General features: G+C 71.4%; 14 protein-coding genes and 1 riboswitch. Of the genes, 10 read left to right on the top strand and 4 right to left on the bottom strand.

The annotated features are described in order from the left end of the window. Positions 1-17 precede the first annotated feature (17 nt). Positions 18-1,019, bottom strand: coding sequence for an ABC transporter permease (locus ACSDR0_RS05715; RefSeq protein ID WP_435287671.1), 1,002 nt, complete (start codon positions 1,017-1,019; stop codon positions 18-20). A 341-nt stretch (positions 1,020-1,360) separates the two neighbouring features. On the opposite strand from ACSDR0_RS05715, the gene ACSDR0_RS05710 reads away from it, so the two are divergent. From ACSDR0_RS05710 to ACSDR0_RS05685, 6 genes are all read left to right on the top strand, one after another. Continuing rightward, positions 1,361-2,176: an oxygenase MpaB family protein gene (locus ACSDR0_RS05710; protein ID WP_435287670.1), complete on the top strand. Its 816-nt coding sequence runs from the start codon at positions 1,361-1,363 to the stop codon at positions 2,174-2,176. Between the two features lie 127 nt (positions 2,177-2,303). Then, positions 2,304-2,434, top strand: a riboswitch (FMN riboswitch). A 471-nt stretch (positions 2,435-2,905) separates the two neighbouring features. Then, on the top strand, positions 2,906-3,550 hold the full coding sequence (locus ACSDR0_RS05705) for a riboflavin synthase (RefSeq protein ID WP_435287669.1): 645 nt from the start codon (positions 2,906-2,908) through the stop codon (positions 3,548-3,550). Further along, the gene (locus ACSDR0_RS05700) at positions 3,547-3,696 is read left to right on the top strand and encodes a hypothetical protein (protein WP_435287668.1); all 150 of its coding nucleotides are present in this window, start codon (positions 3,547-3,549) and stop codon (positions 3,694-3,696) included. Before ACSDR0_RS05705 ends, ACSDR0_RS05700 begins: the two co-directional genes overlap by 4 nt. Continuing rightward, positions 3,693-4,907 (top strand): bifunctional 3,4-dihydroxy-2-butanone-4-phosphate synthase/GTP cyclohydrolase II, encoded by a 1,215-nt coding sequence (locus ACSDR0_RS05695; RefSeq protein ID WP_435287667.1) that lies wholly within the window; start codon positions 3,693-3,695, stop codon positions 4,905-4,907. The genes ACSDR0_RS05700 and ACSDR0_RS05695 overlap by 4 nt, the downstream gene beginning before the upstream one ends. Positions 4,908-4,962: 55 nt before the next feature. Continuing rightward, positions 4,963-5,433 carry a 6,7-dimethyl-8-ribityllumazine synthase gene (gene ribH / locus ACSDR0_RS05690; RefSeq protein WP_435287666.1) on the top strand — a complete coding sequence of 157 codons (471 nt, stop codon included), beginning with the start codon at positions 4,963-4,965 and terminating at the stop codon, positions 5,431-5,433. Positions 5,434-5,565: 132 nt separating this feature from the next. Beyond that, the gene (locus ACSDR0_RS05685; RefSeq protein WP_435287665.1) at positions 5,566-6,024 is read left to right on the top strand and encodes a PH domain-containing protein; all 459 of its coding nucleotides are present in this window, start codon (positions 5,566-5,568) and stop codon (positions 6,022-6,024) included. A 24-nt stretch (positions 6,025-6,048) separates the two neighbouring features. Here ACSDR0_RS05685 and ACSDR0_RS05680 read toward each other — a convergent pair whose 3' ends face one another. Together ACSDR0_RS05680 and ACSDR0_RS05675 are read right to left on the bottom strand one after the other, a co-directional pair. Continuing rightward, the gene (locus ACSDR0_RS05680) at positions 6,049-6,717 is read right to left on the bottom strand and encodes a potassium channel family protein (RefSeq protein WP_435287664.1); all 669 of its coding nucleotides are present in this window, start codon (positions 6,715-6,717) and stop codon (positions 6,049-6,051) included. Further along, positions 6,710-8,050, bottom strand: a complete 1,341-nt coding sequence (locus ACSDR0_RS05675) for a TrkH family potassium uptake protein (protein WP_435287663.1) — start codon at positions 8,048-8,050, stop codon at positions 6,710-6,712. Before ACSDR0_RS05675 ends, ACSDR0_RS05680 begins: the two co-directional genes overlap by 8 nt. Before the next feature lie 184 nt (positions 8,051-8,234). Here ACSDR0_RS05675 and ACSDR0_RS05670 point away from each other — a divergent pair, with 184 nt between their 5' ends. Genes ACSDR0_RS05670 through ACSDR0_RS05655 form a run of 4 tightly spaced genes read left to right on the top strand, consistent with a single transcriptional unit; the run spans position 8,235 to position 12,096 of the window. Further along, positions 8,235-9,131, top strand: coding sequence for an AAA family ATPase (locus tag ACSDR0_RS05670; protein ID WP_435287662.1), 897 nt, complete (start codon positions 8,235-8,237; stop codon positions 9,129-9,131). After that, positions 9,115-10,365 carry a VWA domain-containing protein gene (locus ACSDR0_RS05665; protein ID WP_435287661.1) on the top strand — a complete coding sequence of 417 codons (1,251 nt, stop codon included), beginning with the start codon at positions 9,115-9,117 and terminating at the stop codon, positions 10,363-10,365. The genes ACSDR0_RS05670 and ACSDR0_RS05665 overlap by 17 nt, the downstream gene beginning before the upstream one ends. Beyond that, a complete protein-coding gene (locus ACSDR0_RS05660; protein WP_435287660.1) occupies positions 10,358-11,464 on the top strand; it encodes an XdhC family protein in 1,107 nt (368 codons plus the stop codon). The genes ACSDR0_RS05665 and ACSDR0_RS05660 overlap by 8 nt, the downstream gene beginning before the upstream one ends. Before the next feature lie 38 nt (positions 11,465-11,502). Continuing rightward, positions 11,503-12,096, top strand: coding sequence for a nucleotidyltransferase family protein (locus ACSDR0_RS05655; protein WP_435287870.1), 594 nt, complete (start codon positions 11,503-11,505; stop codon positions 12,094-12,096). Between the two features lie 127 nt (positions 12,097-12,223). Here ACSDR0_RS05655 and ACSDR0_RS05650 read toward each other — a convergent pair whose 3' ends face one another. Beyond that, positions 12,224-13,117, bottom strand: a complete 894-nt coding sequence (locus ACSDR0_RS05650; RefSeq protein ID WP_435287659.1) for an endonuclease/exonuclease/phosphatase family protein — start codon at positions 13,115-13,117, stop codon at positions 12,224-12,226. Positions 13,118-13,313: the final 196 nt, after the last annotated feature.

Raw genomic sequence — 13,313 nt, 5'->3', positions numbered from 1 at the left:
TTTCTCCTATTTCTGATCTAGCGCTTGAGCTTGGGGTCGAAGGCATCGCGAACCGAGTCACCCAGGAGGTTGAACGCGATCACGAAGATCAGGAGGGCCACACCGGGGAAGATCAGATAGGTGATGTCGTTCTGGTAGATCTCGGTGCCGCGACGGAACATGCGGCCCCAGTCGGGGATGGGCTCGATCATGCCGACGCCCAGGAAGGACAGCGCCGCCTCGGCCGTCACCAGCGCGGGAAGCAGCAGCGTCGACTGGATCAGGATCGGGGTCCAGAGGTTCGGCAGCAGCTCCTTGAAGACGATCCTGGCGGGAGAGGCTCCGGTGACCTTCGCGGCCTCGACGAATTCCCGCTCGCGCAGGGAGAGCACCTGGCCGCGCAGCAGCCGCGCGAGGCCGGCCCACTGGAAGATCGTCAGCGCGATCACGAGGGTGACCGCTCGCAGCCAGATGGGCGTCTCCTCGTCCGACCTGACGAACAGGTTCTCCACGACCGGCATGAACGCGATGATGAAGAGCACCGAGGGGAACGACAGGACGATGTCGATCAGGCGGCCGATGAAGTAGTCGGTCTTGCCTCCGGCGTACCCGGCGACGATGCCCATCACGATGCCGATCGCCGTCGCGATGATCGTCGCGGTCACCGCGATCGACAGGGAGGTCCTGATCCCGTAGACGAGCTGGGTGAACACGTCACGGCCCAGCCCGGGCTCGATGCCGAACCAGAACTCCGAGCTCATGCCGCCGTTGGGCAGGATCGGGTAGCCGTAGTCGTTCAGCAGGCCCGGCATGTCCTGGCCGTACAGGGCGTAGGGATCCTTGCCGTACAGCCAGGAGATGACCGGCGCGAGGAGCGCGACCAGGAAGAAGAAAATCACCACCACGGCCGAGACGATGCCGGTACGGTCGCGTCGGAAGCGCAGCCACATCAGCTGCCCGGGCGAGCGGCCCACCGTTTCCGGTGTCTTCGCCGCCAGTGCCTCCCCGGTCGTGGTTGTGGCTGGTGCAGGGATGGTCATCGTGCGGAGGCTCCCAACGAGCATGGTGAGCGGGATCCCTGGAACCATTGCAAAGCAGACCATGACAATCAATGGGCTGGTCATTACTCATTTTTTTGTTGTATAACGTCCACCTGTTTGTGGCTGCAATTCCGTTGACGTGGATAGGGGGTGACGTGGGAGGATAGGGCTCCCGAAGGTGGATTTTCACGGATTTGTGACACATTCATGACGCGCCCGTGACGGGTTTGTCCGGTTACAACCCTGCTTGTGTAACAAGCCCGATACAGTGTCACAGACTCGATACACGGGTGTGCCTGTTCGTCTCAAGGGGTAACCCTCCACTCGCCGGGAGGTGGAGCATGGATCACGGCCTGTTCGGACCGGAGTCGGTGACCTGGAAGGTGATGGGCGAGCCGATCCTGCTCGTCGGCGGCTTCCGCGCTCTGCTCATGCAAGGGCTGCACCCCCGGGCGATGCGAGGGGTCGCGCAGAACTCCGCGCTCATGGATCCGGCCGAGGCGTGGTCCCGCTTCGTGCGCACCACCGAGTTCGTCCGGGTGCGCACCTACGGTACGGCCAAGGAGGTGGCCCGCGCCGGGGCCAGGGTCAGGAAGATCCACGCCAGCCTCACCGCGCTCGACCTCGACACCGGCGAGCGGTTCCGCCTCGACGACCCCGACGCGCTGCTGTGGGTCCACGTCGGCGAGGTCGACTCCTACCTGTCGGTCGCCAGGCGCGCGGGGGTGCGCCTGACGGACGAGGAGGCCGACAGGTTCGTCGCCGAGTGGCGCCGCGCGGCCGAGGTGGTCGGCCTGCGCCCCGAGGACGTGCCCGGCTCGGTCGGCGAGATGGACGACTACATCCGGGCCTGCCGCCCCGGCCTCTACTTTCCCCCCGAGGTGCCCCACCCGCTCCTGCGGTCGCTCAACGCGCCGCTCCCGGCCCGACTGACACCGCTCAAGCCGATGTTCCCCATGCTCACCGTGCTCGCCTTCGCCACCCTGCCGCGCTGGGCCCGCAGGCTGTACGGCCTGCCCGCCACCCCGCTGGGCGACCTGTGGGCGACGGCCTCCCTTCGGGCCCTGCAGACCGGGATCGGCCTGATTCCCGCGCCGGTGCGGTACTCCCCGGACGCGCGGAGGGCGCGCAGGGCGGTCGCCGAGCGCGCGGCGTAACCGCACCAAGTGCTCGCTTGTTCCACATCATGGATGAGTGTGCCGTCCGGTTTTCCGGACATGGCACACTGGTAGAGGAGGGTGAGCCGTCCGCGGTGCGCCCTCCGCGAGAACGAGAGAAGCAGAGCAGCGTGCTCCGGGGTCGGTGAAATTCCGAGCCGGCGGTTACAGTCCGCGACCCGGTCGAAGCCATCGACCGGTTGACCTGGTGAAACTCCAGGACCGACGGTTAAAGTCCGGATGGGAGGAAGCGCGCGAGCGGAGAGTGTCTTCGGGCACCCTCCGCTTATCGGGTGTTGCACCCGTTGATCCCCCGGGGCCCGCCGTGGCAAAAAGCTACTGGCGAGTAGGAGACCTCGGGTGACTGATCCGGCGCGGACGCGCCAGGCGGTCGGGCGCGCCCCTCACGGGCACGGCGCCGTCGGCCCCCACCATTTCCCGCCCGGCCGTTCACGGTCCGGGCATATCCGCACATCCCTCTTCCCGTGCGCGTCCCGCCTTCCGGACGTACGCCCTCGCGAGCCCCGCGTTCCCGGGCTCTCGGCCTCCGGATCCTCGGCTCACGGGCCGCGGACTCACGGGCCGCGGACTCACGGGCCCCGGACTCACGGGCTCCGGACTGCCGAGCCCCGGACCTCCGGATCGCAGGTTCCCGGACCCCGCACTCCCGCGTCCCGGACGACCCTCCCGCGCCCGGCCTTCCGGGCGATCCCCCAGAAGGAGCTGTGAATGTTCACCGGAATCGTCGAAGAACTGGGAGAGATCGCCGCGATCGAGCCGCTGAGCGACGCGGCCCGGCTGTCGATCCGCGGCAAGACGGTCACCTCGGACGCCGGGCACGGTGACTCGATCGCCGTCAACGGCGTCTGCCTGACCGTGGTGGACGTCGAGGGTGAGGTGTTCACCGCCGACGTGATGAAGGAGACCCTCGACCGCAGCTCCCTCGGCGCGCTGAGCCCCGGCTCCCCGGTCAACCTGGAGCGCGCGGTCCGCGCCGACCAGCGGCTGGGCGGCCACATCGTGCAGGGCCACGTGGACGGGACGGGCGTCCTGCTGTCGCGGGAGCCCGCCGAGCACTGGGAGGTCGTCCGGATCTCCCTCCCGCCGGAGCTCGACCGCTACGTGGTCGAGAAGGGCTCGATCGCGGTCGACGGCATCAGCCTGACGGTCATGGCCGTCGGCTCCGGCGGCTTCGCCGTCAGCCTGATCCCCACCACCCTGAGCCTGACCACCCTCGGCGCGAAGCGGCCGGGCGACCCGGTGAACCTCGAGGTCGACGTGATCGCCAAGCACGTGGAGAAGCTCGTCGGCGCGTACGTCCCGGCCGGTGGGCTCACCCGGGACACCACGGCAGGCCAGGTGACAGGGTCGTGAACCACCTCGAAACGGGATCCGAGGTCTCCGGGACCGGAAGTCCCCGCGAAGACCTGACCGGAAACGTGGCCGCGCCGGCCGGATTCGTCAACCGCCCCATGGAGTACCGGTCGAGGACCGTGCTCGTCCCCGAGGAGACCCTGTGATCAAGCTGGACCCGATCGAGCGAGCGATCGCCGACATCCGCGAGGGCAGGGCCGTCGTGGTCGTCGACGACGAGAACCGCGAGAACGAGGGCGACATCATCTTCGCCGCGTCCAAGTCCACCCCGGAGCTGCTGGCCTTCACCATCCGGCACAGCAGCGGCGTGGTCTGCGTGCCGATGCGCGGCGAGCATCTCGACAGGCTCGGCCTGCCGCTGATGGTGTACGACAACAAGGAGCGCCTGCGCACCGCGTACACGATCAGCGTGGACGCCAGGGACGGGGTGAGCACCGGCATCTCCGCCGCCGACAGGGCCCGCACGATCCGCACCCTGGCCGACTCGGCGACCGAGCCGTCCGAGCTGGTACGGCCGGGTCACGTCTTCCCGCTCCGCTACCGGGAGGGCGGCGTCCTGGCCCGGCGCGGCCACACCGAGGCGTCCGTGGACCTGGCCAGGCTCGCCGGGCTGAGCGAGGCGGGCGTGCTCGCCGAGGTCGTCAACGACGACGGCACCATGATGCGGCTGCCGGAGCTGCGTGACTTCTGCGACGAGCACGACCTGGCGCTCGTCTCGATCGAGCAGCTGGTGGAGTTCAGGCGCCGGACCGAGCGGATGGTGACCAGGGTCGCCGAGACCCGGCTGCCCAACAGGTACGGCGAGTGGCGGGCCTACGGCTTCGCGAGCTCGCTGGACGGCGGCGAGCACGTGGCCCTGGTCCTCGGCGACATCGAGGACGGCGAGAACATCATGGTCCGGGCGCACTCGGAGTGCCTGACCGGCGACGTGCTCGGGTCGCTGCGGTGCGACTGCGGGGTGCAGCTCGACCACGCCATGTCGCGGATCGCCGACGAGGGCCGGGGCGTGGTCGTCTACCTGCGCGGCCACGAGGGGCGCGGGATCGGGCTGCTGGCCAAGCTCAAGGCGTACAGCCTCCAGGACAACGGCAGCGACACGGTCGACGCCAACCTGGAGCTCGGCCTGCCGGTGGACGCGCGGGAGTTCTCCAACGCCGGGCAGATCCTCGCCGACCTGGGCGTGAAGTCGATCCGGCTGCTGACCAACAACCCGGCCAAGCTGCGCGGCATGGACGGCTACGGCATCAAGGTGCTCGGCCGCGAGCCCATGCCGGTGGCGATGAACCCGTACAACGAGAAATACCTGTCGGCCAAGCGAGACCGCCTCGGCCACGAGATTCCCAGGGAAGACGCATGAGCGAGCGAACGGGTCGAACGAAGCGGGACGACCGCATGAGCGAGCGGGGGAACGCATGAGCGGGGACGGGCGCCCGGTGGCCGAGGCCGTCGAGGCAAAGGGGCTGACCGTCGGCGTCGTCGCCGCCCGGTGGCACGAGAAGATCACCGACCAGCTCGTGGCGCGGGCCGAGCAGGCGGGCAGGGACAGCGGCGCGGCGGTGACCGTGGTGCGGGTCGCCGGGTCGCTGGAGATCCCGGTCGTGGCGCAGGTCCTGGCCAGGAAGTACGACGCGGTCGTCGCACTGGGGGTCGTGATCCGCGGTGAGACCCCCCACTTCGACTACGTGTGCGACTCCGTCACCTCGGGCCTGACCCGGGTCTCCCTCGACGAGGAGGTCCCGGTCGGCAACGGCGTGCTGACCTGTGAGTCCCTCGACCAGGCCCTCGACAGGTCGGGCCTGCCGGGCAGCCACGAGGACAAGGGCTACGAGGCCACCGTCGCCGCCCTGGGGACGGCGCTGCTGCTGCGGGAGCTCCGCTCCTAGCCGCCGCCCCGGCCCGCCCCGCCGTGCCGCGTGATCGGCCCGGCGGGGCCGTGCGATAGGTTTCCATCGGCGCCGTGACCAGCCGTCACAGCCGTTCCGACCGGTGGTTTTCCAAAGGATCGTGATCTGAGAGTGAGCCCGGAGAGCGTCTCCCCGCCCCCGTTGCCCGTCGTGTGGCGGCCCAGGAAGGGACGGATCGCGGCATACGGCTTCGCGGGGCTGATCATGCTCGGCGCGGTGCTGATGGCGCTCTTCCTGGCCGAGCCGTTCACCCTGGCCGACAGGATCGCGATGGTCGGGCTGGGCGGGCTGGTCGCCGGGGTCCTGCACCTGCTGGGACGGGTCCGGGTGGAGGCCGACGAGGAGGGGATCACCGTCGTCAACCCGCTGCGGGTGCTCCGCTACGAGTGGCCCGAGGTGCTCGGGGTCACCCTGGTCGACCACGAGCCCTGGGCGAAGATCGACTTCACCGACGGGGCCACGGTCGGCGCCATGGGCCTGCAGGGATCGGAGAAGGACCGCACCGTCCGCCAGGTCCGCGAGCTCGCCGCCCTCATCAGGGAGCGCGGCGAGGCGTCCGAGACCCGCTGAGCCGCCCCGCGCGGGGGCTCGCGCTCAGGTCTCCTCGGCGAACCGCTCGACCTTGTCGGTCTCGCCCGCCACGAGCAGGGTGTCGCCGCTCTGGATCAGCGTGTCCGAGGTGGCGTACGTGAACTTGCCGTCGGTTTTCTTGATCCCGACCACGGTGACCCCGTACTTGCTGCGGATGCCCAGGCTGCCCAGGCTCTTGCCGTCCGCCCACCGGGGCGCCATGGTCTTGATCATGGCGTAGTCCTCGTCGACCTCCACGTAGTCGAGCATCCGCCCGGTGACCAGGTGCGCGACCCGCTCGCCCATGTCGTGCTCCGGCTGCACCACGTGGTGCGCGCCCACCCGCTGCAGGATCCGGCTGTGCTGCAGGCTGATCGACTTGGCCCAGATGTCGGCCACTCCAAGGTCGGCCAGGATCGAGGTGGTCAGGATGCTCGCCTCGATGTCGGTGCCGATGCCGACCACGGCCCGGCCGAACTCGCTGATGCCCAGCTGGTCGAGGGCGTCGGGATCGGTGGAGTCGGCGCACACCACGTGGGTGAGCCGCCCGGAGAAGTGCTGCACGTTCTTGGGGTCGTTGTCGACACCGAGCACCTCGATGTCGCGGCCCGCCAGTTCCGCCGCCAGCGCGCCGCCGAACCGGCCGAGGCCGATCACCACGACCGCGTCGCCGCGATTCTTCTTGTCAACCAACGAGGGGACGCTCCTCCGGGTATCGGAACCTACGGGTCTGGACGTGCAGGGCGAGCGCGGCGCCGAGGGTCACCGGGCCGAGCCTCCCGACGAACATCAGGAGGGTCAGGATCAGGTGCCCCGCGGTGCCGACGTCGGCGGTGATCCCCGTCGACAGCCCGACCGTGCCGAAGGCCGAGATCACCTCGAACAGTACGCGGTCGAGCTTGAACGAGGTCACCGTCATCAACGCGAACGTGCCCACGGCGACCGACGCCACACTCAGCAGGGCGATCGTCAGCGCCTGCCGCTGCAACTGCTCGGGAATGCGGCGGCGGCCCGCCGAGACGTCGGGCTCGCCGCGCAGCTCGGCGAGGATCACGAACCCGAGCAGCGCGAACGTCGTCACCTTGATGCCGCCCCCGGTGCTCGCGCTGCCCGCTCCGATGAACATCAGCACGTCGCTGATCAGCCAGGAGTTCTCGCTCATCTGGGAGGTGTCGACGGAGTTCAGGCCGCCGCTTCGGGTCATCGCGCTGTGGAAGAACCCGGCCATGATCCGCAGTCCGGGGGAGAGGCCGCCCATCGTGCCGGGGTTGTTCCACTCGGTGACGGTGACGGCCACCGCCCCGCCGAACAGCAGGACGGCCGTCATGCCCAGCGTGATCTTGGCGTGCAGCGTCCAGCGCGCCGGGCGGCGCCAGTTCTGCCGCAGTACGGCGTAGACGGGGAAGCCGAGACCCCCGGCGACCACCGCCAGCACGAGCGGGAGGCAGATCCACGGGTCGGTGACGAACCTCATCATGCTGTCCGGCCAGAGCGCGAATCCGGCGTTGGTGAATGCCGAGATCGCATGAAAAATCCCGTAATAAGCGGCGCGGCCGAACGGCTCCCCGTACCCGATCACGAAGCGGGCGGCGAGTACCGCGGCGGTCAGCACCTCGGCGACCAGCGTGACCTTGGCGACCCCCACGATCACCCGCCGCACGTCGCCGGGACCGAGGGTCTTGGTCTCGGCCTGGGTGTTGAGACGGGCGCGCAGGCCGAGCTTGCCGGAGACGACCACCGCGAGGATCGAGGAGAGCGTCATGATCCCGAAGCCGCCGATCTGCATCAGCACCAGGAGCACGATCTCGCCGAAGAACGACCAGTGCGCCGCGGTGTCGTGCATGGCGAGCCCGGTCACGCACACCGCGGAGGTGGCGGTGAACAGGGCCGACGTCCACGAGGCGCTCTGGCCTCCCTCGACCGCGACCGGCAGCGACAGCAGCGCCGTACCGGTGAGGACCACGGCCAGGAACGCCACCACGACGACTCTGGACGGGGTGTTGATCTGGTCGAGCAGGTTCTTCACAGGGGGTGACAATACTTCTTCGAAGGGGACGGCAGTACGCCCGCCGGGCGGCCGGTTCCCCGAGCCCTCGACGAGCCGCCTTCGGCGTCTTCAGCGCCTTCGGCGCTCTCAGCGCGCCGCGAGGTTCCCGGGAACGCGTGGTGTGATCACGCGAGGACCCGGCCGCCGGGCGTAGCCTGAGGTGGTGGTGAGGCGGACAATCGAGGCATCTGATGTGGAGTCGCCCGCGCAGCTGGCGGAGCTGCTCGACGAGCGGTCGTACCTGGCCGGTGAGGGGCTCGTCACGGCGGCCTTCCTCGCGCTGCGGATGGGCCGCCCGCTGCTGCTCGAAGGCGAGGCGGGAGTCGGCAAGACCGAGCTGGCCAGGACCCTCGCCGGGGTGCTCGGGGCGCCGCTGATCCGCCTGCAGTGCTACGAGGGGCTCGACGCCTCCCAGGCGCTCTACGACTGGGACTTCGCCCGCCAGCTCCTGCACCTGAAGGCGGCGGAGGCGGGTGGTGTCACCGACGCCGCCCGGCTGGAGGGCGAGGTCTACGACCGGAGGTTCCTGATCGCCAGGCCGCTGCTGAAGGCGATCGAGACCCAGCCCGCGGTGCTGCTCATCGACGAGGTCGACCGGGCCGACGTGGAGTTCGAGGCGATCCTGCTGGAGGTCCTGTCGGACTTCGCGATCTCCGTCCCCGAGCTCGGCACGATCCGCGCCGCGCGGCCGCCGGTGGTCGTGCTGACCTCCAACCGCACCCGCGAGGTGCACGACGCGCTGAAGCGGCGCTGCCTCTACCACTGGCTGGAACACCCCTCCTTCGACAGGGAGGTGGCGATCCTGCGCAGGCGGCTCCCCGAGTGCTCGGGCATCCTGGCCGAGCAGGTGGCCACGGCGACGGAGCGGCTCCGCGAGACCGGTCTGATCAAGCCACCGGGGATCGCCGAGACCCTCGACTGGACCGAGGCACTCCTGGCCCTCGGCGCCCGCGAGCTCGACCCCGACGTGGCGGCCGCCTCGCTGGGCGCCCTGCTCAAGCACAAAGAGGACCACGAGACGGTGCTCGGGAACGGATTCTTCGGTGCGTCCCGGCGCTGACGGCGTCCCCCCCGCCGGGGATCCCTCCGCCTCCGCGGTCCCCTCCGCCGGGGATCCCTCCGCCTCCGCGGTTCCCCCCGCCGGGGATCCCTCCCCTCTCGCAATTTCCCCCGCCGCGGGGGTTTCCTCCGCGATCGGCGCCGGGGAGGACCTGGTCGCGGTCATGACCGGTTTCGCCAGAACCCTGCGCGCCGCGGGGGTGCCCGCCGACCACGAGCGGACCCAGGGCCTGCTGCGCGCCCTGTCCCACCTGGACGCCTCCAAGCCCGACGACGTCTACTGGGCGGGCCGGATCACGCTGTGCGCCTCGGCCGACGACCTGCCCCGCTACGACCGGGTCTTCCGCGCCTACTTCGGGGGACTGCGCGCGGGCCGCGCGAGAGCGGCGGCGGTCACCGTCACCCGGCACACCGCGGCGCCGCCCGGGGGAGGCCCCCGCCCGGGGGAGGGCGGCGAGCCCCCCGCCCTCGCGGCGACCGCGAGCGCGACGGAGGTGCTGCGCACCCGGGACGTGGCCGGGATGACGGCGGCGGAGCTCGCCGAGGCGCACCGGCTGCTCGCCCTGCTGCGGGCGGGCAGGGAGCGGCGCGAGTCGCGGCGTTTCCGGCCCTCGCGCCGGGGGCGGCTGGACGGCAGGGCGACCATCCGCGAGACCCTGCGCAGGGGCGGGGAGACCGCCGGGCTCCGCTACCGCGCGCACCGGACCAGGCCCCGCAGGGTCGTGCTGCTGATCGACGTCAGCGGTTCCATGACCCCGTACGCGGACACGCTGCTCAGGCTCGCCCACGCGCTGGTCAGGTCGGAGCCCGGGGCCACCGAGGTGTTCAGCGCGGGCACCCGGCTGACCCGGCTCACCGCCGAGCTGCGCCACCGCGACCCGGCGACCGCGATGAACGCCGTCTCCCGGGCCATTCCCGACTGGAGCGGCGGCACCCGCCTGGGTGAGGAGCTCCGGCGGCTCCTGACGCTGAACGACGCGGCGGGGGCGGTGGTGGTGATCGCCTCCGACGGGTGGGAGCGCGGCGACGTCTCGCTGCTGGGGGCGGAGATGGCCCGGCTGTCCAGGACGGCCCACCGGGTGATCTGGGTGAACCCGCACAAGGGCCGGGAGGGCTACCGGCCGCTCACCGCCGGGATGCGGGCCGCGCTTCCCCACATCGACGACTTCGTGGCCGGGCACAGTCTGGCCGCCTTTGCGGAACTCGCGACGCTGCTGGGAGGCACGCATGCGTGACGTCTTGTCACAGATCCTGCGGTGGTGGGAGGCGGGAGAGACGTTCGGCCTGGCCACCGTGGTCAACACCTTCCGCAGCGCGCCCCGCCCGCCGGGGGCGTCCATGGCGGTGCTCGGCGAGGAGGCCGAGGGCAGCGTCTCCGGCGGCTGCGTCGAGGGCGCCGTCTACGAGCTGGCCCGCGAGGTGGTCTCCTCGGGCGCGCCCGTGCTGCAGCGGTACGGCGTGAGCGACGACGACGCCTTCTCCGTCGGCCTGACCTGCGGCGGCATCCTGGACATCTTCGTCGAGCCCGTCTCGAAGGAAAGCTTCCCCGAGCTGGGGGAGATCGCCGGCTCGGTGCTGCGGCGCGAGCCGGTGGCGGTGGCGACCGTCCTGTCGGGGCCGGGCGCGATCGGCACCCGCCGGGTCGTCTGGCCGGACCGCTCCTCGGGCTCCCTGGGCGTGACCCGGCTGGACGACGCGGTGGACGACGACGTCCGGGGCATGCTCGCGCAGGGACTGACGGGCGTCCGCAGGTACGGGGCCAGGGGACAGCGGCGGCTCGACGAGCTGTCGGTCTTCGTCCAGTCCTTCGCGCCGCCGCCCCGGATGCTGGTCTTCGGCGCGATCGACTTCGCCGCGGCGGTCGCCAGGGTCGGCAAGTTCCTCGGCTACCACGTGGTCGTGTGCGACGCCCGGCCGGTCTTCACCACGGCCAAGCGCTTCCCCGAGGCCGACGAGGTGATCGTCAAGTGGCCGCACGACTATCTCACCTCGACCGTCGTGGACGAGCGGACCGCGATCTGCGTGCTCACCCACGATCCCAAGTTCGACGTCCCCCTGCTCGAGGTCGCCCTGCGCACCCCGGCGGGCTACGTCGGCGCGATGGGCTCGCGCCGCACGCACGAGGACCGGCTGGCCCGGCTGGCGCAGGCGGGGCTGGGAGAGGCCGAGCTGAAGAGGCTCCGCTCACCGATCGGGCTGGACCTGGGCGCGCGTACGCCCGAGGAGACGGCGATCTCCATCGCCGCCGAACTGATCCAGCTGCGCTGGGGCGGCTCCGGCCGGCCGCTGACCGACGGCTCCGGCAGGATCCACGGCGACGGGCCCGGCACGTGAGCGAGGAGGCGGAGGTCCCGGCGGGGGCCACCGGGGAGATCCCCGCGGGCCCGGCGAGCGCCGGGCTGCTGCTGGCCGCCGGGTCGGGCTCGCGGCTCGGCACTCCCAAGGCGCTGGTGGAGTTCCACGGGGAGCGGCTGGTGGACCGGGGGGTCAGGGCGCTCCACGACGCCGGCTGCCGTCCCGTGGTCGTGGTGCTCGGCGCGGCCGACGTGCGGGTGCGGGGGGCGGTGACCGTCCACAACCCGGAGTGGAGCTCGGGGATGGGCTCCTCGCTCAGGGCCGGCCTGGGCGCGGTCCCCGCCACCGCCGAGCACGTGGTGATCGCCCTGGTGGACCAGCCGTTCGTCGGCCCGCGGGCGGTGGAGCGGCTCATCGCGGCCGCGGCGAAGGGCGCCTCGGTCGCCGTCGCCACCTACGGCGGCGCGCGGCGGAACCCGGTGCTGATCGCCAGAGAGCACTTCGAGGAGGTCGCCCGGCTCGCGACCGGCGACGCCGGCGCCCGCCCGTTCCTGCGGGCTCATCCCGAACTGGTCGTCGCGGTCCCCTGCGACGACGTCGCCGACCCCGCCGACATCGACACCCCGGCCGACCTGTCCGCGCTCCGGGCCCGCTCGGACCTCGCCATCTGAGCCGCCTCGGCCTCCGGGCCGTCCGGGCCGCATGAGCCGTCCGAGCCGTCCGAGTCGTGTGAGCCGTCGAGCTCTCCGAGCCCGAAGCGGCCCCGGGCAGTCCCGGACGTCCCGGCCGGGCGGGTCGCTAGGCGGCCAGGCGCAGCGAGGCCACGGCGGCGCGGTGGTCGCTGCCCGCGGCCCGCTCGACGCCCGCCCTGGTGGCGACCATGCCGCGGTAGAGGATGTGGTCGGGGCGGGTGACGGGGAAGGACGCGGGCCAGGTGAAGCCGAATCCCGTACCGGCCTCCTGCTGGGCGTCCGACAGCGGCGGCACCAGGCCGGAGCGCTGGCGGTCGGTGGTGGCGGTGTTGAGGTCGCCGAGCAGCAGCAGGTGCGCGCTGTCGTCCCTGTCGACCATCTTGCGGGCGTAGGCGAGGGTCTCGTCGCGCTGGGCGGTCTGGCCGGGGCGGGCGGAGGCGAGGTGCATGACGTACACGGTCAGCCTGCCCTTGGGGGTCACGACCACCGCGCGCAGTGCCCGGGCCCAGTCGAGGCCGATGTCGGCCTTGCGGGCGTCGGCGATCGGGAACCGGCTCCACAGGCCGACCGTGGCGATCCGGTAGCGGTAGGGGAAATGGTCGTTGAGGACCTTCGCCGCCGGGCCGCCCGCGGTCAGCTCCTGCACCGCGACCAGGTCGCGGCCCTTGGAGACGGACCGCATGGCGTCGGCCGAGTCGGCGTTGGTCGCGCCGACGTTGAGCGTGGCGACCGACAGGTCACTGGGCCCGCCCGGCGGGCTGCGCAGCAGCGCCGGACCGAACATGAGGCCCCACACGGTCGCCGGGACCAGCGCCGCGACGATCACCTGCCACGAGCGGGTGGCCAGCGCGCAGACCAGCAGGACCGGTACGGCGACCCCGAGCCAGGGGAGCAGGCTCTCCAGCACGGGCGTGAAACCGCCCAGCTCGGGCAGGAGCCGGTGCCCCCCGAGCGTCAGGGCGAGCGCTCCCGCCGTCACGATGATCGACTGCCTCAGCACACCGCTCCTCGTCCACCGCCTCCGGCGGTCACCTGCCCCCGGAGTCCGCCCTTCCGGGGTCCCCTACCCCGGAATGCGTAGGCTACCGGCCCGGCGGCGGCGGCGCGGGGCTTGGTGCTTCGGCGGTGAGTCGATAGCCTTTGTTGCCGAGACAACGGAACAACATTCGGTTTCGTCGGCACCGCGGAAGGACGAT

The sequence above is a fragment of the Streptosporangium sp. G11 genome, assembly GCF_051192615.1.
In the GTDB taxonomy this organism is placed as follows: domain Bacteria; phylum Actinomycetota; class Actinomycetes; order Streptosporangiales; family Streptosporangiaceae; genus Streptosporangium.
The sequence above is the reverse complement of the archived record's forward strand: the minus strand, read 5'-3'. Positions and strand labels throughout refer to the sequence as shown.